At 34.7% G+C, this 22,087-nt stretch carries 15 protein-coding genes and 1 tRNA gene; 9 read left to right on the top strand and 7 right to left on the bottom strand.

The genetic code is table 11. The features are described 5' to 3' along the window. The coding region (locus ACP6PL_RS13100; protein ID WP_426545705.1) for a hypothetical protein at positions 1–199 on the top strand (199 nt) is incomplete at its 5' end. Between the two features lie 122 nt (positions 200–321). After that, positions 322–531 (top strand): ATP-binding protein, encoded by a 210-nt coding sequence (locus ACP6PL_RS13105; RefSeq protein ID WP_426545743.1) that lies wholly within the window; start codon positions 322–324, stop codon positions 529–531. Positions 532–579: 48 nt separating this feature from the next. Here the strand turns inward: ACP6PL_RS13105 and ACP6PL_RS13110 are convergent, their stop codons facing one another. Then, positions 580–1,197, bottom strand: a complete 618-nt coding sequence (locus ACP6PL_RS13110; RefSeq protein ID WP_426545744.1) for a metal-binding protein — start codon at positions 1,195–1,197, stop codon at positions 580–582. A gap of 113 nt (positions 1,198–1,310) precedes the next feature. Here ACP6PL_RS13110 and ACP6PL_RS13115 point away from each other — a divergent pair. Next, positions 1,311–1,382: transfer RNA gene (locus tag ACP6PL_RS13115), tRNA-Val, on the top strand. Positions 1,383–1,810: 428 nt separating this feature from the next. Here ACP6PL_RS13115 and kaiC read toward each other — a convergent pair. The 3 genes from kaiC to ACP6PL_RS13130 form a co-directional block, all read right to left on the bottom strand. After that, a complete protein-coding gene (gene kaiC, locus ACP6PL_RS13120) occupies positions 1,811–3,370 on the bottom strand; it encodes a circadian clock protein KaiC (protein ID WP_426545706.1) in 1,560 nt (519 codons plus the stop codon). 750 nt (positions 3,371–4,120) lie between these two features. After that, the gene (gene kaiB, locus ACP6PL_RS13125) at positions 4,121–4,435 is read right to left on the bottom strand and encodes a circadian clock protein KaiB (RefSeq protein ID WP_426545707.1); all 315 of its coding nucleotides are present in this window, start codon (positions 4,433–4,435) and stop codon (positions 4,121–4,123) included. A gap of 340 nt (positions 4,436–4,775) precedes the next feature. Beyond that, entirely contained in the window at positions 4,776–5,747 is a 972-nt protein-coding gene (locus tag ACP6PL_RS13130) for a circadian clock protein KaiA (RefSeq protein ID WP_426545708.1), read from the bottom strand. A gap of 429 nt (positions 5,748–6,176) precedes the next feature. Here ACP6PL_RS13130 and ACP6PL_RS13135 point away from each other — a divergent pair, with 429 nt between their 5' ends. Beyond that, on the top strand, positions 6,177–9,542 hold the full coding sequence (locus tag ACP6PL_RS13135) for an ATP-binding response regulator (protein WP_426545709.1): 3,366 nt from the start codon (positions 6,177–6,179) through the stop codon (positions 9,540–9,542). Positions 9,543–10,177: 635 nt separating this feature from the next. On the opposite strand, the gene ACP6PL_RS13140 is transcribed toward ACP6PL_RS13135, so the two are convergent. The 3 genes from ACP6PL_RS13140 to ACP6PL_RS13150 form a co-directional block, all read right to left on the bottom strand. Next, on the bottom strand, positions 10,178–10,651 hold the full coding sequence (locus ACP6PL_RS13140) for a hypothetical protein (RefSeq protein WP_426545710.1): 474 nt from the start codon (positions 10,649–10,651) through the stop codon (positions 10,178–10,180). Between the two features lie 478 nt (positions 10,652–11,129). Then, positions 11,130–13,145, bottom strand: coding sequence for an ArnT family glycosyltransferase (locus tag ACP6PL_RS13145; protein ID WP_426545711.1), 2,016 nt, complete (start codon positions 13,143–13,145; stop codon positions 11,130–11,132). Positions 13,146–13,226: 81 nt separating this feature from the next. Continuing rightward, a complete protein-coding gene (locus ACP6PL_RS13150; RefSeq protein WP_426545712.1) occupies positions 13,227–13,790 on the bottom strand; it encodes a hypothetical protein in 564 nt (187 codons plus the stop codon). 404 nt (positions 13,791–14,194) lie between these two features. On the opposite strand from ACP6PL_RS13150, the gene ACP6PL_RS13155 reads away from it, so the two are divergent. From ACP6PL_RS13155 to ACP6PL_RS13175, 5 genes are all read left to right on the top strand, one after another. Continuing rightward, on the top strand, positions 14,195–14,527 hold the full coding sequence (locus ACP6PL_RS13155; RefSeq protein WP_426545713.1) for a DUF565 domain-containing protein: 333 nt from the start codon (positions 14,195–14,197) through the stop codon (positions 14,525–14,527). A 169-nt stretch (positions 14,528–14,696) separates the two neighbouring features. Beyond that, positions 14,697–15,764 carry a glycerate kinase gene (locus ACP6PL_RS13160; RefSeq protein WP_426545714.1) on the top strand — a complete coding sequence of 356 codons (1,068 nt, stop codon included), beginning with the start codon at positions 14,697–14,699 and terminating at the stop codon, positions 15,762–15,764. Between the two features lie 604 nt (positions 15,765–16,368). Next, a complete protein-coding gene (locus tag ACP6PL_RS13165; RefSeq protein WP_426545715.1) occupies positions 16,369–18,657 on the top strand; it encodes an ABC transporter substrate-binding protein in 2,289 nt (762 codons plus the stop codon). Between the two features lie 242 nt (positions 18,658–18,899). Next, on the top strand, positions 18,900–20,579 hold the full coding sequence (locus tag ACP6PL_RS13170; protein ID WP_426545716.1) for an EF-hand domain-containing protein: 1,680 nt from the start codon (positions 18,900–18,902) through the stop codon (positions 20,577–20,579). 113 nt (positions 20,580–20,692) lie between these two features. Beyond that, positions 20,693–21,679, top strand: a complete 987-nt coding sequence (locus ACP6PL_RS13175) for a nucleoside hydrolase (RefSeq protein ID WP_426545717.1) — start codon at positions 20,693–20,695, stop codon at positions 21,677–21,679. The last annotated feature ends 408 nt before the right edge of the window (positions 21,680–22,087 follow it).

Raw genomic sequence — 22,087 nt, forward strand, 5'->3', positions numbered from 1 at the left:
CATTTGCACTCACCGATGGCAAATGTCTAGCGCGTGTCTAGTTTTCAAGAAGGTGCTACATCAGAGATATTTTCATATTGGTTTTGGATACCTTGAAAACCACTATCTACCTCAATTGGAATCTTATCAGGTATATTACCAACAACTTTTTCCTGGTCGTAAAACTTTTCGTGAATGTAACCTACCTTCTCGAGCCTGAGTTAATACTAGCTACTCGCTTGTTTTCATCTACTGCTACTAAATATTTTCGAGTATGACGCTTATTTTTTCCCCAATAATTTAGTTTTTGTTTCTCTGATTCAGAAGGAGAAATAGATAAAAATTGCGACCGTAGATAATGGTACTGGTATACCTCAAGAAATTCAAGAATGCTTCGAGCCTTTCTTGACAACTAAACCTGTTGGTAAAAAAACAGGAATGAGAATATATATCAGCTATCAAATTGTGACCGAAAGACATCAAGGTAAGTTGGAGTATTTTTCAAATATGGGAAAAGGAACAGAGTTTGTGATTTTAATTCCTGTGCAATAAACTGTTAATTATAATCAACTAACTTGAGCAAAATGTTGATCTTTTCTTTTATTTTTTAGTACGATGACGACTGCCTGAAGCACCAATTTTTGAGGAACTAGATTTACGAGTAGACTTACGTTGTCGTCTTTGAAGTTTGATTTGGGGGAGTAAGCCAGATAAACCTTTGGTTTGAAAGCGTTTGTAAGCAGAACTACTCCAGTCACTGAGGGAATGACTCATTGCACCAAATTCTATACCTACTAACAAAGCAATTACTTCTTGATAATGTTGGGAAAGCGATCGCCACAAACTTGCAACAAATCCTAAAGTTATCCCTTCTAAGCCCAATAATTCATCTATAATCAAACCCAATACTACCAAAACTGACAACCAAGTTAACAAGTATAGTAGTCGTAGTGCAGTACCAATTATTGGTCCATGAGATAAAAAAGACCGATGGTTAAGACTGGTTTGGTAGGGTCGCCAAAGCCACCTAAACCAACCCCAACGTTGGAATTGTCGAGAATTGATATCCAGATCTGGGCCGAACATTAGGCCACTAAATAAAAAGCCCCCAGACACAAATAAGGTTAAGTGGGTACTACGAACCAACCCAAAGCTTAAGCCAGTGACAATGGGCAAGCTCCACAAGGTTATCCGGTCATGGGTACTACCACTAGGCATAGGAGATTTAATGTAGGCCAAAAAATATATAATTTATATTTATCAAACTTAGCAGATAAAGGAAAATTTTTTTACTTGCATATTTAATAATATGTGTTATATTAATAAAAGTTGGGCGGTTAGCTCAGCGGTAGAGCGCCTGCCTTACAAGCAGGATGCCACTGGTTCAAATCCAGTACCGCCCATATAGTCAAATCTTTTAGTCGTATTAACTAGATATTGCTGATTAAATATCAAAGCCCTGACAGATAAATGTTAAACCATTTTTGTGTCGAAGAAATTCCAAGCTTTTTAGACCAAAAAGCTCAAAAAGTTAGTATTTAGGGCAGAAAAATCAAGGGACAATTATACCTCCTATATAATTCTGCTGACTCCTGAATCCTATTTTTACCATGCATTTTTCAGCAAATCTTAACTAGTGTTTAGTGATTAAATATAAAAACTTCTAGTATTTTTCATAGAAAAAAGTGCAAGCTTTTTATTTGCTAAACGTGAAAATGTGAGAATTTTTGGCAGACAAGGGCAAAAAAAATTCAGAGACAATTCTTCCTACCACATCCTCTCTAATTCTACTGAATCCTGACCCCTAAATCCTAGTCCCTTGTTCATTATATTATTCATCTGTTGTTTTTTCTTGAACTCCTTGAATAATTCTAGATAACTCACTTTTCTCATTAACTGTAATTCTAGTTGGAGAACCACTAATAATTCCTTCATAGCTACGGAAGGAGTCTTTTATCTTAGGACCTTGGGCTGTAACTGTATATTCTCTAATTCCTTTATCATGCCATGAACCACGCATTTTAAAGACGTTAATAGCCCGGGACATTTCCCCACGAATTTCGACATATTGTAGCATGAGAATAGTATCAGTAATAGTAGAAATATGGGAATCTGTAATAGAATTAGACCCCATAAATTGATCGGTAGTGTTAGTAAAAAAGCCTGTTATTTCTTCTTGCTTGGCGAAACCAGTTACCCCAATAACAAATTGTCTAAAAGCATTATTACTTACTCCTCTTGCCAAAGCAGATAAAGAGTCAATAGCTATTCTAGATGGTTTGAAATCGGCAATTTCTGATTTAATAATTTGTAGGTGGTCTTCTAAACCAGCTGATTCTGGGTAGCTACAGAGAATTCTTAATAGTCCTTTTTTTTCTAGATCTTCAAAATCTATACCCCAAGAAGAGGCATTACGGAATAATTGAGCCCGGGATTCTTCATAAGCAAAAAGCAACGCAGGTTCATTATTCATACAACCATTTTCTAAAAATTTACTTACTAAAAGAGTTTTTCCTGTACCTGTAGCCCCAGTTGCTAATATAATTGAATCTTTAAAGAAACCGCCACCACACATTTGATCGAGAATTTCATCCCCAGAAGAAACCCTAACATTAGAAGAACGTTGAGTTAATCGCATCGCTCCCAGCGGGAATATATTTACACCATCATTAGTAATAGTAAATGGATATTCACCCTTCATGTGGGTTGTACCCCTAAGTTTAAGAATTTCTATTGTCCGACGTCTACGTTCACCTTCAAGAGCATTACGCACAATAACAACATTATCAGATACAAATTCTTCTACTCCAAATCTGGCTACAGGGCCATATTCTTCTACTCTTTCTGTGGTCATAATAGTTGTTGCCCCAACTTGTTTCAGTCGTGCAACTAAACGAAATATTTCTCTTCTCACTACTGAAGCAGCATCATATTGTTGAAATACAGCAGTTACTGAATCAATAGAAACTCTTCTAGCTTTGTACTTACGAATCGCATATTGAATTCTTTCTATTAAAGCAGATAAGTCAAAATTACCTACTATGTCCTGTCCCTCTGGATCAGGAGAAGCGTCTAATATAAATAATTTCCCATCATCAACTAATTGCTGTAAATTCCAACCAAAACTATGGGCATTTTTAATAATATCCTGGGGAGATTCTTCAAAAGTTACAAATACTCCTGGCTCATCAAAATAAGTAATTCCATTATAAAGAAATTGAATAGCAAACAATGTTTTACCAGTTCCAGATGTACCACTCACTAGTGTTGTTCTGCCAACTGGCATCCCTCCATGACTGATGTCGTCAAAACCCTCAATCATGGTTTTAATTTTCTCAACTCCTACTGTTGCTATTCTGTCCTTTTTAATAGACTCACTATTTTCATTCATATCTTTAAAATCTTTAATATTAGAAAAATTTGGCTAGGGGTAAAAACAGAAGCTGAAATCTTACCTCAATATAATCAAACATACTTTTTTTCCAATTTTAAACCTCATCCTCGAAAGACGGGGTTTTTGTGGTAGATAGTCAAGCTTATGTTATTATAAAATCAGTAGCTAAAGTTCCCATTGGGTAAATTTGGGTAAGTTCAGCAGAACGGCTTCCTGATATATACCCTGAACATTTATATCACACAATACTAAAGTTAAAAGGCTAAATAATTTATAGATAAAGGCTTTTAGAGTTAATCAGCAAGCCCTATTTATACCAAATTCAAACAAAGATATTTACAGTAAAGTTTGGAAAAAAATCTTAAGAGATTTACTTGCAAGGTAGGCGCTATAAATTAAATTATGCTGTTTGCTAAAAAAAATCTTATACTTTAAAATATTATTTTTTCTTAAATTTTTGCTATATTTGACTATCATAAAAAGTAAATATTATGAATTATTATATCCTGAATTATGACTGCTGACTCCTACCAAAAAAGCTAGCTAACATAGCAACATTTTATGGAATTAGCATCATAACAGTTTGATAAATGTTTGGTACAAATAAAGCAGCGTCATAATAACTGCTGATTTTTTGTATAAAGTTATTGTCTGAATTGAGGTAAAAAATCCATCATTTTCCTTCCTTCTTTCTTACCTTCTTCCTTCTTATTTCTTCCTTATCTACATTATTTTTTCAAAAAACTATTATAGATCATATTCGTCTTCGTTGAGTTCTTCATAAAGTAGATCCAATCCAATTAATACCTTCTCTCGGTCTGAAAGATCACCAATGATTTTTCTTACAGGTGGAGGTAATATTTTTGACAAAGTTGGTGTAGCCAAGATTTTGTCTTCTTCTGCTAGCTGAGGATTTTTCAGTACATCTATTACTTTTAATGCATAAACCCCCTGAAATTCTTGTTCAAGAATTTCTTTGAGTGTTTTTAATGCCCGCACAGAATTAGGAGTATTTCCAGCAACGTATAACTTCAAAACATAGGTTTTCTTCAGAGGACTCATAGTTATTCTCAAGTAGTTTTTTTCAGCTTGTTTGAATAGTGTTTACTTGATTAGGTAATAGTTTTAATGATGTTTTAATCTTACTTCCAATAGAGTTTTATTTTAATTAAGGGATTAATTTTCTCATTAAATATATTGACAGATCAAAGTATTAAGTCTTCTTAATAAGAAATAATTAATATTTTAGGTACTAATATTACAATTTATATTACAAATAAAAATAAGGGTTATCTGTCGATCTTTTTAAATACTTTAGAAGTTCTTAATATAACAAATATTTACATTAACATTGCTTTATCAGAATATTTGGTTAGTTAATTTTTATTTTATAATTCAGGTATCAAGATTCTCTAGGAATAGAACGTCGGTACATTTCACACAGGTGTGCTATTGTATCTATAAGAGTTAATCGATAATCCAGCAACATTTCCTCACTACGTCCTTCTAACTTTAGTTGTTTAGCAAATTCATCCATTAAATCCATATGGATTTCTACAATTTGTGTCACAGGAATATCTGAGAAAAAACATAAGTTAACAAACTCATCTATTTTATTATTCAGGGAATTATCCTGAGAAAAATATTTGAGAACAATGTGACGATATTCTAACTTGAGTTGGTCTACAAACTTGCGGCGCTCCCCTGGAGCCATATTTCTAATAAAATTTGTGGGATTCCTTTTGTAGTACACACCTAGGTATCCTAATCTTTCCCTTAATTTTGTATATAGTCTGTGTTGCTGTTGATGAAGTATATTTTTAGTATTCTCATCAGTACCTTGAGTAGATTTCTGAGATTCATATGTTGAGGAACTAGCAGCAGAAAGTGTCAGAAATTTTTGAATTGCCTGCTCAATATAAATATCTATTTGGCTCAGTTGATTGATTAATAATGGAACTTCTGCTTGATGGTAAATAAAATTTTGATAGTTTTTCTGGGAATTATATTTAGTTAAATTATCATTAACTAACTCTTGAGTTTCCAGAGAATTTTCTGACTCAGATTGTTTGATAATTACAGCAGGTAATAAAATAGATTTATTGTGTAGCTGATGTATCAAAGAAGTTAGTTCAGAATACTCTTGGAAGAGGAGACAATCTATGTTAGTATTCTCCTCAATAAGCTGGACAAATTCTCGGCGAGAATTAGTCAGTGCCACAAGATAGCGCTCTCTACTCAGTAACTTGGTTACTGAAGTAGCAAATTTATCATCATGCAAATATATACAGATAGATAGTTGAGTAGACAAAATGTTAGATACAGTAGCTAAGTCTGGGTTAGGTTGAAAATCTGTAATCTGAGAAATCTCCATTACAAAATAATTTTATTACATTTAAGAATTCAACAAATAATGTAATAAATATTAACATAGACAACCTCTATAGTTTTAGTAAGGAGGATAGCATGAAGAATGTAGCTATATATGGATATAGATTCAGCAAAATTATTTTGAATTTTCTCAGAAGACCTCCAGCATAGCATCAGCCTACAGGAGGACTATTAATCCTAATATCTGTATACTGCCATAAATATTCAATTCTGTCATCATTAGGATCAATGTCAAAATTTTAGCTAACTATGAGCTTAACGGGATTTTCCTACTAGATGTTGAAGTAGTTATTGTTCATCATCTGTGGACAGATGTAGGGATAAGGGTTTCCGTTCTGAATGGCCTAAATTATAGTCTGGTTAGTCAATATACCCTTAATGAATATATTTCAGCTTATATACCCGAACTGTCATGTTAATGCCCTACAAGACTTTAAAAAAATTTATATCTTCTATACCAGTATGCTTACAAACAGAAAATTTGCAGGTAGTATGGTCAATTTTCTCTATAGAAAAATGTAACGAGTTAGTAGTAGTAAATCATCAATACCAACCATTAGGATTAATTTACTGGCATAGTTTAATTCCTTATATAAATAAGGTTTCTATTTCTTCAGAGAAACCAGAACTTCAAACTCCTATTGGAAATTGGCAGGAAACTGTATCTGAAGTAAGTTCTTTGACACTGGGTAGTCTGAGAATTTTACCAGCAGATTTAACTGTTGAAAATTTATGGCCATATCTCCAGCCAAAATCTGAAAAGCAGATTAATCAAAAATCTTCTAGTTTACCTATTGCTGTAGTAGATCGAGAGGGTAAATTTTTAGGATTGCTAGATAGTTTGCGTCTATTAGAATTTATTTCTACAACTGAAGACCTCAAGCTAAATATCTCTGAACCAGAAAATTCCCCAGAAACGCAGCAAACAGTGATAAAAGATTTGGTTAATCAAGGAAAAGTAGAGACCTCTTCCTATCTCTGTTCATTAATAAAGCTTTTAGAAAAATTGCCTCTACCTCTAATGTTACAGAGTAATGACGGCAAAGTAATAAATCAGAATCTGGCATGGCGTTCTCAGATCGAAAAAGAATCGGAATTAATAGAAATTGTAGATGCAGTTGTAGGTTTATCTGCTAAAAATATTAAACAACAGCCGACAGAAGTAAAAATACCAGACTCTTTAGGTGTGCTGAGAGATAGTGTTGAATTTTCATGTCCAGGGACAACTAATGAAAAAATTTTCCCTACTGCACTTTTACAAAAACAAGCCAAAATACCAAAGTCACATTCTGCTTCTAGTTGGTGTTATAATACTCAGCCAGATACCTACGTTTGTACTTGTCCTCAAAAAAATGGTCAAGAGCGAGTATGGCAGTTTAGTAGTCAGCAATTTTTTGACCTAACATTAGTTTTAGCTCAGGATGTCACAGAACAACACCTAGTGGCAAAGGAATTACAAGCTAAAAATGCCGATCTGATTCAGCTTAATCGACTTAAGGATGAATTCTTAGCTTGTATTAGCCATGAATTGAAAACACCGTTAACTGCTGTACTGGGTTTATCTAGTTTATTGAAAGAGCAGACTCTGGGGACTCTCAATGAACGTCAAACCCGTTATGCTCAACTTATTCATCAAAGTGGTCGTCATTTGATGGCTGTAGTTAATGATATTCTAGATTTAACTCGCATGGAAACTGGTCAAATGGAGTTGACTCCAGAATCAGTTGAGATTCGGAATGTTTGCGATCGCGCTTTTCAGGAAGCTTTACAACTTCAGCACAAGCATCCTCAAGGTCAATCTTCTGCTCTATTTCCTGATTCTCTGCGAACCAAATATACCCTGGAAATAGAGACTGGTTTAAATATTTTAATTGCAGACGAATTGCGTTTGCGCCAGATGTTGGTAAATTTATTATCCAATGCTTTGAAGTTTACTCCAGCAGATGGCAAGATGGGATTGAAAGTAGCTAGATGGGAAAAGTGGATAACGTTTACTGTTTGGGATTTTGGAATTGGTATACCACCAGACAAGCAACATTTAATTTTTCAGAAGTTTCAACAATTAGAAAATACTCTCAGTCGTCAGTTTGAAGGAACTGGTTTAGGTTTAGTATTAACTCAACGTTTAGCTCGTTTACATGGTGGCGATGTTACTTTCATTTCCCAGGAAGGTAAAGGAAGTGAGTTTACCTTAATTTTACCACCTACTCCACCTCCAAAAGATTTAGGAAATGAGGAATGGGAAACAAATGATTATCTCAAACAGCAAGGATTAATTCCTACTCAAGAAAATGAAGTCCGTACCAAAAAAGATAGTAAATTACCTGTTCAGAATTACCAATTATCTGTCACCAATTATTCATCTCGTTTAGTTCTAATTGTTGAAGCAGTTCCACGATTTATTGAAGATTTAACAAATAAATTAACAGGTTTAGGTTATCGAGTTGTTATTGCACGTTCTGGCACAGAAGCAGTCGAAAAGGCACGAAAGTTACAACCAAAATTAATATTTCTCAATCCATTATTGCCACTTTTATCAGGTTGGGATGTCTTAACTCTGCTAAAAACGGATACTGATACTTGTCAGATTCCTGTAGTAATAACTTCCACTAGAGGAGAGAAAGAACGAGGGATAATTAATGGAGCGAATAAATTTTTAACTTTACCTGTAGAAAAATCGGCATTAGAAAAAATGTTGACAGAATTTACTGATTCACTATCACAAAAACACCATTATCAAAAATTAGTAATTCTCCGTTTAATTCCTGGTAAGTATGACTTTCAGCAGCATACTACAGAAGACTCGATCTATGAGGATAAGTTTCTTTCACTTCCTATTGAATACAGAATGATAGAAGCAGATGATTTAGCTCAAGCTAATTTACTTGCTAAGATTTGGCAGCCTAATGTAATTCTGATAGAAAGAGTAACTAATTCAGTCATTCCAGTTGAATTTATTAAAAAGTTAAGTCAATATTCCACCTTGGCTTCTATTCCTTTAGTAACTCTGGATTCAGGAACTACTCAAGCTGCTAATCAAGTAAAACAATTGTCTGTATTTCCTTGTTTGGCTTTTGAGAAAAATGACAATAATCTAACAGAAACAAAACTTGATTATGAGTGTTTAACTTCGGCGTTGTGGCAAGTAATTTCTATTGCTGCGGGTATGAGTTGGCTACCAACTATATTAGTTATGGATGTGGCAAATATTAAAGATTTTACAGTACCTTTAACAAATGTTTTGTCTGAGGAAGCTACAGTCAATTCTTCAGATTTTCCTGAAGAAAAAATAGAGCTAGATTTTCCAGACAAAACTTTTAATTCTTCGATTTTTCCTGCTTTTATTCCTAATTTAGAAGTTGGTAATCAAAATTTGACAGATTGTGAACAAATAAAATTACCGATTGACAGTACACAGGTATTAGTTCAATATATTCAAACTTCTGGATTTAAAGGTTTAATTGCTAAATCTTGGGTTGAAGTTTTACAGCAGTTGGAAAATCAGAGTGTAGATTTATTATTAATTTGTTTGCGGGGAAATTTACCGCCTGGTTTGGATAAAGCATTATCTGATTTAGAGGAAATAGTTACAAAACCTTCTATATTAGTTTTGGAAAATTCTGATTATCAATTACCAAAAAATCTGACGGCGGAAAATCTAAATTTAGTCTTGAACAAGGTAGCTACAAAAATTTTGCCTTCCGATTTATCAATAGTCGATTTATTCGAGGAAATTAAGGGTCATTTGATTTTTGAGGGAGTAAGGAGTAGGGAGTAGGGAGTAGGGAGTAGGGAGTCAGAAGTAATCCTTGACAGAATTTGAGCATTGATAAATGTTGGTGGTCTATTTGCTATTCATATATCTAGGATTTAATAACTAAGACCTTGCAGTTAGATAAATTTTCCACTCCACAGAAAGTTCCTGATTCTGGCCGACTCTAAAATCTCATAACTTGATGAAAATTTTCTATTTCCCATAGGTCTAGAGTCAGAGTCGTTTCATTTGCTGAAGCTCCCGGAGGTAGATGATGAAACCCACATTCCGCACGTCAAGTTGTAACATTAAAAGTAGTATTTAAAAAACTATAGGTTGGTAGGTATTTATACTATATAGCTCCTGCATTTGACCTTTCTGAAGAGTCAGACGAGGGGAAAAATATTAAGCATAAATACTCAATTACTTACTCCTCTTGACCACTATAATTATCTCCTGTCTCCCCCTCCTGGGAGGGGTTAGGGGTGGGTTGTCTCCTGTCTCCTATTTTTGGCACTACATTTTATCGTACTAAATGTAATATGAAAATTTTCTCTTCTCCATAAGTAAACAGCAAAAATCGTCTGAAGTTATTGTCAGTTAAGTGAAGAATGCAAATAAATATTCTTTTGTAATGATTTACTGCCTATAGAAACAAACTATATAAAAATTTGTCTGCTAGGTTGTCTTGCAGGGTCTGATGAAAATTCAGTATTTATAAATTCCACAGGATTATAAGTATTAATCCATAAGTGAGCGCCACATTTTGCGGGTTTGTAAGGTTCATAGACGATTTGACAAGGACCTGGAATATATAACTCATAACCATAATCGTTGCGTTTGCCGTCCTTAACAGAAACGACTGGTTCCAATTTCTCTGGAGGCTTACCCTTATTACCTTTAATTTTGCTTTGATTAACATGAATCATTTTAGGTTCGCTGGGTTTTTCCTTGTGCCAGATACCTTTCGGACCGCGCCGAGCCGGAATTATTACAGGCATTCCACTTTCAGAAACTGGTATTTCCCAGAATCTACCATTTTTCTCAGCATCTTTGACTCTTCCTTGAGCTAGTAAAACTAATAAACGTTGACGAGAGATACCTAATAAAAAAGATGCTTCTCTAGTACCCATGATTTTTTCCTCAACTGTTGGACAATAGTAAATTTTTAATATAAAGGTAACTTTCTCTCTCATTACCTAAGAACAAATGTAAATGAGATTATTGATTTTGTTTTCCTCTAAAATTTCAGACAAAAGACATTTGATATCATGTCCGGTAGCATCGGTATTGTATAGAGAAGTTAAGGAAGAAGGAAGAAGGAAGAAGAAAAGGAAAAGCCTTACATAAGGTAAATATTTCCCCAACTTTTACACAAACGATACCAGCGGACATGATATGAGAAATGAGAAATTTTTCACCACAGGTAAGCGCCTCATTCTCAGCGACTCGCAAATTTCAGAACTCAGAGGAATTTTACTCAATATTCCTCTCAATATTCTTTTCCCCCAGTCACTTTTCTTGGTTCGTTTTTTCCTTGGTGTGTAGCGCCGACAAAAACCTTTGTAGGAGTTCTGTATAAGACAACTGAAATGACTCCTTTTTCCTCCCTTAATTCTGACTCCTGACTCCTGACTCCTTCATAAAGAGACTTTTCGGAACTTTACCTAATTGATAAGCACCACGAGTGTCTAAATATTTATATTGCCCTGGTTGTAATCCGACATGAATAAACTTTTGTGGGTAGCCAATTAGTATAATATTACCAGAAGGGTCTTTTGGCACAATTTTTTCTAGATATTCTCTGGCATTTGTAGCGCGTCGAAAAAATTCGACTCGTTGCCTAGTATAAAAAACTAAACTAGGTTTTTCAAAGCTAATCATAATTATTTCTTCTCCTGGTTGTCTAACTTCAAGAATAGTTTGAGCTAATTGCCGTAAGGGTAATTGACGTTCTTGATCTACTAAAAACATCATTGGATTAATAGTAAAAATTAAACAAGCTACTAATCCAATAAAATTAGCACTCCAAATCCAAGAATTTTGTTTTTTTCTCCAAAGAAATCCAATGAATATTGCCGTGCTTATCAAGATTAATCCACCACGAATTAATAAACCTGAATTTCTAATTATTTCTGGAAAATATGGCATAGCTGGGTCTCTATCTAGCCAGTTAAAACTGTAGATAATTCCTAGAGCTAAAATTAGCAAAAAAATTATATTGGCAATAACTGAGAAAGATAAAAATCGACCTTTTGATTTAGAAGTATTTCTGACCGATCTGGGAACAAGTTTAACAGAATCATTTGTAGGGTTGACAAATGATTGTAAATTTTCAGATTTATTAGTCTGACTAGACAGAGAGTCTACATTAATAATAATATCACTCCAAAATAATCCTACTAATATTGCTGCAGCGGGCATTAATGGTAAAACATAACTAGGTAATTTAGTAGCGGAGATAGAGAAGAAAATAAAGATACAAATAAACCAGAAAAAAGCAAATAAACCTAACTGTTGAGTTCTAGGTTTACTACGCCAATAAAGGGGTTGCCAAAATTTAGTTTTAGCGATCGCTACTGGTAGATAAATAGACCAAGGGGCAAAACCAATTAGTACGACTAAAAAGTAAAAATACCAGGGGGCTTGATGGTGATTAACAACACTGGTAAAACGTTCAAAATTGTGATAACCAAAAAAACTATCAATATATTCTTTTCCATTGACTAAAGTAACGATAAAATACCAAGGGAATGTAATAGTAAAAAAAATTAAAATGCCACGCCAAATATTTATTTCTTGCCAGATTTGAAAAAATCTACCTACATATAATAAAAAGGAACCAATAATCATTCCCGGTAAAACAATGCCAATCGGACCTTTTGCGAGAACTGCTAAAGATATTAGTATATAAAAAGCTAAATACCACTTGTTAAATTTAGCAGGTTTAGTAATTTTTGATGCTTGATTTTTATTGGGCGCAGATAAAACCTTTTGTCTAAGAATTTTGCTATTTTTTTGGTTAGGAATGTGAGTATTTTGTGTTTGTGAAGCATATCCCATAAAAAAAGCTAATAGTGCCGAACACATACAGCCTGTTAATAACATATCAGAAACCCCTATACGTCCCCAAGCAATAGTTTCTGGATTTAAAGCTATCATCGCAGCGCCAATCCATGCTATTAATAATCTCACCGTTAAAGACTTATTTTTAAAGGTATATATCTGATAATTCAGGTGATAATAACCATATCTGTAGAGGACGTAAAAACCAAAACACATTAAGGCAGTTGCAGATATTGCTGAAGGGAGACGTACAGACCATTCATTAACACCAAAAAGATGATAAGCGATCGCCATTAACCAATAAATTAAAGGTGGCTTATCAAAGCGAGTTTCTCCATTAAAATAAGGTGTAATCCAATCTCCAGTTTCTACCATTTGACGAGCAGCTTCGGCAAAAAGTGGTTCTGTTTCATCAATTAAACCAATATTACCAAGGTTACAAAAGAAAGCGAGCCAAGCAAGTAAGGAAAGCCATAAAATAGAAAGTCCTAATATTAAAAGATGACTTTTTGTTTGAATTTTCAACCAATTGATAATTTCTAACTGTTGTATTAGTTTCATTCAGATAAGTTATCCCCGTAAGTTTTAAAGTTTAAACCCTAATTTAGATGGAAATTAGCAGAGTGGCCATTGATATTTTTTTCATAGCCTTAAAATTAACTGCCATTCTAATGTTTCTTTATTCCAAATAGGAAAGCTTGTTTCTCCAACAACATAAGGCCCCCAATATAAACGAGAGCCATCTTGAGCAAAGACAACTAAAATATCTCCTGGTTTTAAGGTTAATTTTGCTTCTGGTAAAGAGAGTATTAACCCTCTACCACTACCTTCTCCTGGAGCAAAATCCCAGTGAGCAGATTTTTGGTAAGATTGTTCTGAGGATTTGGCTAGTAATGCTATGCGAACTGGACGATATGTACAGTTACTAACTCGAATAGCTCCTCTATTGGTTTTGACTATAGATGATTCAGAAGTAATTATGGGAAGATTACATTCTTGGGTTTGTTTTGTTGAAGATTTTGGTAGGGGTGTCGGAGTAGGAATGTTTGATAAAGGAGGTTTAAAATTTGGTGAATATTTTGATATTTGTAATGTTTCAGAATCATTTTTTGTCCAGGATATTGTTAACTGAAACCTGCCAATGATTAGTCCTAATAAAAAGAATATTAAAGCAATAATAACTTTTGAGTAAGGTAGAAATTTCATTATTTTGTTTAACATGAAATATTACAGCTTGCTATTGTCAAAGTCAAAAGTCAGAAATCAGAAGTCAGAAGTTAAATGATTGCTGTGACTATATTTGATAATTTGAAAATGTCCTAACAAGAATAGCGACTGCCATATTCTGCCATGTTAAACTACATAATGTGTCACTACGCGGAAGTTAAAAGCGAGTGCGTAATTCTGAGGTCTCCTACGGGGCGCCTACTGTGCGGAAGTAATTCCGCACACAGCCCCTCCAGAATTTAAGACGCACTCACGAAAGTCAAAAGAATTGCTAAGGCTTTTAGGATTGTGTAACTAATGGGTTATTTCCAGTAGGCTGCACTAAAGTATTTCTAATTTAAAAATTATAGAAATTAAAAATATATTTATCATTAATTTTATCTATGCAAAGTACCCGTCTTAATAGATTGCTGAATGTTATTTTTGAGAGGTTTAAACAATGGTTACTTAATCCTTGGCGTCGAATTTCTCTATTAATTATTAGTTTATTGTTTGGTAATTTTGCAGCAACTGCCGTTTCGACTATCGCTGGTCAAGAAGGTTATTTAGATGTTTTATATGCTTTAATTTGTTTGTTAATTACTGAAATATTAAATTGGTTGGTTTATGGCAGTAGAGGAAAAATTGCACGTTCTTTGGGAATAGATATTTTGAATAGTTTTAAAATTGGTTTCACTTATGGTCTATTTTTGGAAGCTTTCAAATTAGGTTCTTAAAATCGGAAGTAGGGGGTAGGGCGAAATAATTGATTATTTCTGCTGAGGAAAGAACATCAATCAAAAATCTTATTAGTATCTATAATTTTTATACAATTTTTTTATCTATTCAGTTATTGGTTATCAGTGCCTCAGTAACTTGAGAAACTTTATAGCATCTATAATTTTTATGCAATTTTCTAACTTATCTCTAGGACAAACTTTACAGATTTTGCAGCAAGGTAATTCTCTAGGAAAAAAAGAATTAGAAATCTTAGCAAATCAGGAATTAATAGAGCAAAAACGTGCCGATGTTTTTAACATTACTTCTGCAAATGTGAGAGAAGTAATTATGGAGCGAGCGCTTCTTTTTCAGTCTGTAATTACTGACTATGATAAATTTCCTCTCAGAGATAAGCATACTTTAGAAACTTTATGGAAATTATGGTTGCCTTTAGGAATAAAATTAGCTAATAAACGTCAAAATTTAGGTTGTCCATTAGTTCAAGGAATTTTAGGCGCACAAGGAACTGGTAAAACTACTCTGGCAAAAATTTTAGTCTTAATTTTAGACAAGCTTGGCTACAAAACTATTAGTATTTCTATTGATGATATTTATAAAACTTACACCGAACGTCAACTTTTACAAGAGCAAGATTCTAGATTAATTTGGCGCGGACCTCCAGGCACTCATGATGTTAGTTTAGGAATAGAAATTTTAGATAAGTTACGTCAATCTGAAAATCAAAGTTCTGATAATTTAATTGCCATTCCTAGATTTAATAAGTCTCTTTTTCATGGTGCTGGAGATAGAATTGAACCAGAAATGGTAAGTAAAATTGATATTGTTTTATTTGAAGGTTGGTTTGTTGGAGTTCGACCAATTCTAGAGGAAAATTTTGATTTTGCACCACCACCAATTATTACAGAAGTAGATAAAAAATTTTCCCGTGATATGAATAAAAAATTAACAGAATATTCACCTCTGTGGAATAGGTTAGATAGTTTAATTGTTTTGTATCCGACTGATTATCGTTTTTCTAAACAATGGCGAAAAAAAGCAGAACAACAAATGATTGCTTCGGGAAAGTCAGGCATGAGTGATGATGAAATTGAAAAGTTTGTGGATTATTTTTGGAAAGCATTGCATCCAGAATTGTTTATTAAACCACTGATACAAAATCCTGAATTGGTAGATTTAGTGATAGAAATTAATTCCGATCATTCCCTGGGGAATATTTATCATCCAAACTATTAAATGGGAATTCATTTCAGTTACCAGTTATCAGTACCTCCGACCAAAGTATCTGGCTTGAAATACTGAGTTGAATATTTTTCTTGGTCGATTGGATATGGCGTTAACGAAGTGGCTCTGAAAGAGCGGGAAACCTCGCCATATCATCCTAACGGACTGCTCCGCATTCATGTCGGCGACAGCCGTTAACGAAATTTTGCGTTAGCTAAACGATCGCTTTTTCATCCTCTTAAAAGGGGAGGCTTTTGACCTCCTAGTTTTGGTAAATATGTTCCTTTTTTTACTTAAGTAATCAAACCAACAAAAAGACATTAATCAATAAATATTTTAATACAATAGTTTCAATTTTGTTGTGTAATACCAATCACTAAAAGTAATTATACGCTTCAGCTAGACTTCAAAAGTTAAATATTAACCAAGATTTAAAGTCTTTTTTTAACAATTATTAATCAGTTAGTATTGATTGTTCATACTTTTACTTCTCCCCTACACTTTCAACCCAATTAGATATAGTATTATTTTTGAGAAATGGTATAATTTCTACCCTATTTATGCTATGTTTTAGATGAATTGATAGCTAAATTTTTATGATTAAGTAAGGATAAACATGGGGAAGAAAAAATTAATAATTTGGCTGGCAACTATATGTTTAACAGTGATAGCAGTTATAGTTACTGCTAATTTTAACAGACAAAATCAAGAAAATATAACGATCGCGATCGCTGCTCCCTTAAGTAATGCCGGAGAAGTAACAGAAAAATTAGGCAAATCAATGGTTAGAGCGGCACAACTCTACATCAATAAGGTAAATAAAGCTGGCGGAGTTCAAGGCAAGCAGTTGCAACTTGAAATTTATGACGACCAAGGGAAAATAGATGTAGCTGAGAAAGTAGCTAGAGAGATTGTCCAATCTCCAGCAGTTGCCGTTATTGGTCACAATTATAGTAAGACATCTCTGGCAGCGGGAAAAATTTATCAAGCCGCTGGCATTCCAGCAATCAGTGGTTCAGCAACTGCCGATGCAGTAACCGCCGACAATGAGTGGTACTTCCGCACAATTTTTAACGACAGCTTTCAAGGCAAATTTATCGCTACTTACTTAAGAAAAATTCTAGGATATTCAAAAATTAGTATTATCCGGGGCTACGATGTTTATGGTTTAAACTTAGGTAAAAATATTGAAACAACTTTTCAGGAATTAGGAGGAGAGATAGTAGCTCAGTGGCAACTACCAAAAAACCAGAACCAAGCTACAGATAGGGTAATTATTGAGGAATTGCTGGAACTCAAAGAGTCCGACCAATTTCCACAAGCAATTGCCTTAGCTATTAGTCGCGACCAAGTGGCAAACTTACTGCGCGAAATCAAAAATCGCAATCTGAATTTATCCCTATTTGGTGGTGACGGTATAGGCTATTTAGGTATTGCTCAATCCTTTATTGACTTTCCTGAAGAAAAAGAAAGTCCTGGTTTCTTTACCAACGGCCTTTACACCGTAGTACCAATTATTTATGACGTGGCTAATGATCAAACTCAACAATTTAAGAAAACATTTGAAGAGGTTTACAAAACTTCCCCTGGCTGGGCTGCTGCTTCTTACTATGATGCTACCATTGCAGTTGTCGAAGCTATTCATCGCACTCTGTTAACGGAAAAAGATTTAGCAAAATCAGCGTTTACTGGTAAAGATATTAAAAACGATCGTTATAGAGTTAGAGAAGGTTTGCTTCAGATCGACAGCCCCGATACTGCTATTGAGACAGGAGCAAGAATATTTTACTTTGATAGGAATAATATTGTTACCGTTCCTCCTAGTATTGGTCTCTTTGACCGTCGTCAGATTGTATCAGCTTTTACCCAACTACAAATAATTCCTAATATCAAGACAATTTTAAATTCAGAGGCAAAAATTGCTAGTGGAAATATTTTACAAGTGGGGCAGCAATACTGGAACAAAACCGACATTGTTTATGTAGGTCTTGACATCAATGAAGTTAACTATCTAGATGAGAAAACTTCAACCTATGTTGTCGATTTTTATTTGTGGTTTAGATATCAGGGTAATCTAAATCCCGATCAAATTGAGTTTAGCAACTATGGGATAGAACGTTTAGACTCTGGAGAAAAGTTAACTCTCGAAGAACCAATAAAAAGCGGGGAAGAAAATGGAGTTAAGTATAAAATATATAGGATTAAAGCTGATTTTCAGGAAAAGTTTGATTTTCAAAATTATCCATTTGATAAACAGCGTTTAAGTGTAAGGTTTCGACATACAGAGGTAACAAGAGATCGGTTGATTTATGCTATTGACTTAATTGGTATGCAAAATATTACTGGAAAGGAATTATTTAACCAGTGGAAACAAAAAGTTTTTAAAGAAATTACCTCTTGGACACCTACAAAAATCACTTTTTTCCAAAATACTTTAGTCAATAATTCTACACTAGGCTATCGGAAATTGATCGACACTAAGTCAAATTTAGAATACTCCCAGTTCAATGCTGTCATTGATATCAAAAGGGAAATAGTCAGTTTCAGTATCAAAAATTTACTGCCTCTGTGGTTTTTTGTTCTTGTAGCATATCAGTTATTGTTTTTACCTTTCGATAAACTATCTGCCGAATTATTTAGTGGTATATTACTAGCTATTGTATTTTACCATCTGAGTTTATTAGAAGCTTTGCCTGATGGAATTGGTTATGTTGTTGCCCTTGATTATGCTTTTTATTTAGTCTATTTTTTATGTGGGTTAGAATTAGCGTTAGTAACAGCAGGGTCCAGTAGCAGATTTAAAAATAATAAAGCACAGCTTAGACAATTAATTGTATCAGCGAGGGTGCTATTTCCAGTTATTCTATTGATTGGATCTATATGGCTTTGTTTAGTGTATTTATAGTGTCACCTGTAGGAAAAGTCTGGTGATTTCAGTTATCAGTTATTAATAAGTCCGACTAAAGCATCAAGATTGAAATATGTATGGCGAATATTTTTTTCATCTCCTTAAAAGGGGGAGACTTTAGACTTAACATGATATTAGTGGATTAGTACCATTCGCCCAAAGTAATTGTTACAAAAATTATCATATTTTTGTATTGAATTTGTATTAAAATTTCTCTGTTATTACTAATTTAAAAATTAATGAAAACCATATATTTACCAAGACCAAGAGAGGCCGAAGGCACTTATTTGAGAATAGTCTCAATAAATGATGTTTACGACATCAAAAACTATCCTTATGTTGAAACAGTTATTAAATCTCTAAAACAGACAGCAGAAGATGCAGTAGTAATAGCTGCCCTTAGCGGAGATTTTCTTTCTCCCTGTTTATTAACTTCCTTGGATGGTGGTAAGTCAATGTTAGATGTCCTAAATGTGGTGGATATTGATTACCTTTGCTTTGGCAACCATGAATTTGATGTGAATCTAGATGTTTTACAAGAACGTTTCCAGACCTACCAAGGTAAGTGTCTAAATAGCAATATTTCCAACTTACCTATTGTCGGTCCAGAAAGAAATCCTCTGCCAAAATATGATGTTATACAAGTAGGAAGCCATAAAGTTGCATTAGCTGGATTTTGCACTGATAATACCGATATTTTCAGACCTGGAACAAACTTAACCATTCAACCTATTTTTGAAGCCTTAAAATCTACTTGGTCTGAATGTGCAGACGAAGCAACAATACTTATTCCTCTAACTCACCAAACCATTGCAGAAGACAGGGAACTAGCGACACAGATTGACCAAAATGACGAACTAAAAGGCAAAATACCAGTAATTATTGGTGGTCACGAACACGAAATCTACATTGAAGAAATTGCTCAAAGTTTTATTGTCAAAGCTGGTTCTGATGCTAAGAATGTTTTAGTTACAGATATCTGGTGGTCTACAGACGAGCAAGTTCATTCTGCCGTTCATCTGTTGCCAGCTAGTCACTTCGATGCAGATCCTAATGCACAAATGTTTGTGGAAAAAACAGAAAAATTTCTCGGTTCTCTGATGGATGTGGAAATTTTTCAGGTTAAAGAAACTATGTCCTCCAAAAGAACCAGATTTGAGCCAGAAAAAGTCGCATCAACTTTATGCTCTTATATCAAGAGAAGTTTACAAAATATAGATATTGTGATGCTTCAGGGAGGATGTGTCAGAGGCAAGCGCGACTATGAACAAGATACCTCTTTTACTTATGGGGATCTAATGGAAGAACTGCCATTTGAAACAGAAATTGCCCTGATACAAGTACCAGGAAAAGTCTTACAGGAGGCGATCGCTATTACCCGCAGTACCCCAGAGCAGGAAGCACCGAATTATTTACACGCAGACCTTGATGTTATTATTGAAGACTATCCCAGTTTAAAAATTGTCAGCATTAACCACGCACCTTTCGACCCTAACAAGATGTATAAGGTGGGAATTTATCAATTCTTACTAACAGGTTTAAACGAAATTAAACCCCTTCTTGATTATATGAATGCTCATGGCAAGGTACCTCCTTTAGAGCAGTGTCTTCCAGCCAAAAACTTAATCGTTGAAACCTGCATGAAAGATGCGTGGCGAATTCTGGTTAATTTTGATGAATGGGATAGTAACCGCGATGGGCAAATTTCTCATACAGAACTGGAAGCAGCAGTAAAGAAAGCATTTGCATATCTGGATAAAAACCAAGATGGGCAGATTTCTCCAGCAGAGTTACAAGCAGTTCTGGCAGAGAGAACAGGTAACGCAGACAAAGGTTTACTGAATATGATGTTTCAATCTCTCGATGCCAATAACGATGGTATGGTCTCTATGGATGAGCTAGCATCCTTAGCTATCTAATATCATTAGGCTCGTAGTATTGCTCTAGCCCTAATAATTGTAAGGGCTAGAGCAATACTACAAACAAAAACTTTGACCCCGATCTTTAACTTTGTATTTTTTTAGGAGAAAAAATGGTTAATACTCAAAACTCCCATAGCCCAATTATTATTGATACAGATGGCGGTGTTGATGATGCTCTAGCAATTATTATGGCTCTGAATTACGATCGCTTCGATTTAAAAGCCGTTACGGTACTTGCAGGAAATATTGATGTCCATCAAGCAGCTAATAACGTCCTGCGAGTAATTGATATTGTACAACCTGAAAATCCTCCCTTAGTGGCTAAAGGCTGTGAAAAACCTCTGGTGCGTCCTCCTTTCAATGCTGCTGGTATCCACGGATCTGATGGTCTCGGAGAACTACATCGTTTCCAAAATCCTGACGGCACGCCTCGTTATCCCCAACTCACTGTACAACCTTCTTCTGAGAATGCCATAGAAGTGTTGCTCAAAGCGGCTGAGGAATATGGTAATGACCTAACAATCGTAGCTTTAGGTCCCTTAACGAATATTGCAACTGCACTACAAACCAATCGCGACACTATGCAAAAGGTAGGACGTATTGTGATTATGGGGGGGGCGGTGATGGTTCCAGGTAATATCTCAGCAGCAGCAGAATTCAACTTTTTTGTCGATCCAGATGCAGCTCAAATAGTTATGGAGTCAGGTATTCCCTTAACCCTAGTAGGATTAGACGTGGCAATGAAAGCTCCCCTATCCCGTCAAGCTGTTGAAGATAATGCCAAACAGCATCCATCTGCGGTTTCTCAGTTAATTGCTGACTGTACTGAGATTTATATGGCTTTTTACCGAGATAATGAAGGGTTCTCTGGTTGCTACCTGCACGATCCTTTAGCTCTTGGGGTGGCGATTGACCCAAGTATCGTCTCTACTGAGTCAGTTTACATGGTAGTAGAAACAGAAGGAAAATTTACCTCTGGTATGTCGTTGGCAGATCGACGCGATCGTCGGGATGAAACAGCAGCACCTCCTAATGTGGATGCTTGTCTAGATGTAGATACCGATCGCTTTATGAAGTTGTTCTATGAATTGATATAACTGTTGGTTAATTAATATCATGTCCGGTAGCATCGGTATTGTAAAAGGGTAAGAATTTAGAATTCAGAATTCAGAATTCAGAAATTTGAGATGAAGGTTTTATTTAAGGGTATTAACCCTGAAAAAACTTAAATTTCCTGTAGATATTCACCCTTTGGTTTACACGCTCCGATACCAGCGGACATGATATAACTACCTATACTTTGCCCTTGGAAAAGGACTGAAGAGGAAAAAGAGTCCCCCCCTTTCCTACAAGGAATAGAGTTTTTGTTTGTAGTTTTGTTCTAGTCCTTTAAATAATTGTTTTAGGGCTAGAGCAAAAATACAATCGGAATTATAATTGTTCTACCAAACATTATAATGTCTGGATAATCAGCGATAGAACTCGATTCGGCTGATGCCAATGAC

Origin of the sequence: Dapis purpurea BLCC-M126 (assembly GCF_050015975.1) — a bacterium.
In the GTDB taxonomy this organism is placed as follows: Bacteria; Cyanobacteriota; Cyanobacteriia; order Cyanobacteriales; family Microcoleaceae; genus Trichodesmium.

Bases quoted from the DNA above. Each gene is read 5' to 3' on its own strand.
- ACP6PL_RS13110 (WP_426545744.1), bottom strand. From the start codon at position 1,197: ATGCCTAGTGGTAGTACCCATGACCGGATAACCTTGTGGAGCTTGCCC.
- kaiC (WP_426545706.1), bottom strand. From the start codon at position 3,370: ATGAATGAAAATAGTGAGTCTATTAAAAAGGACAGAATAGCAACAGTA.
- kaiB (WP_426545707.1), bottom strand. From the start codon at position 4,435: ATGAGTCCTCTGAAGAAAACCTATGTTTTGAAGTTATACGTTGCTGGA.
- ACP6PL_RS13130 (WP_426545708.1), bottom strand. From the start codon at position 5,747: ATGGAGATTTCTCAGATTACAGATTTTCAACCTAACCCAGACTTAGCT.
- ACP6PL_RS13135 (WP_426545709.1), top strand. From the start codon at position 6,177: ATGTTAATGCCCTACAAGACTTTAAAAAAATTTATATCTTCTATACCA.
- ACP6PL_RS13140 (WP_426545710.1), bottom strand. From the start codon at position 10,651: ATGGGTACTAGAGAAGCATCTTTTTTATTAGGTATCTCTCGTCAACGT.
- ACP6PL_RS13145 (WP_426545711.1), bottom strand. From the start codon at position 13,145: ATGAAACTAATACAACAGTTAGAAATTATCAATTGGTTGAAAATTCAA.
- ACP6PL_RS13150 (WP_426545712.1), bottom strand. From the start codon at position 13,790: ATGAAATTTCTACCTTACTCAAAAGTTATTATTGCTTTAATATTCTTT.
- ACP6PL_RS13155 (WP_426545713.1), top strand. From the start codon at position 14,195: ATGCAAAGTACCCGTCTTAATAGATTGCTGAATGTTATTTTTGAGAGG.
- ACP6PL_RS13160 (WP_426545714.1), top strand. From the start codon at position 14,697: ATGCAATTTTCTAACTTATCTCTAGGACAAACTTTACAGATTTTGCAG.
- ACP6PL_RS13165 (WP_426545715.1), top strand. From the start codon at position 16,369: ATGGGGAAGAAAAAATTAATAATTTGGCTGGCAACTATATGTTTAACA.
- ACP6PL_RS13170 (WP_426545716.1), top strand. From the start codon at position 18,900: ATGAAAACCATATATTTACCAAGACCAAGAGAGGCCGAAGGCACTTAT.
- ACP6PL_RS13175 (WP_426545717.1), top strand. From the start codon at position 20,693: ATGGTTAATACTCAAAACTCCCATAGCCCAATTATTATTGATACAGAT.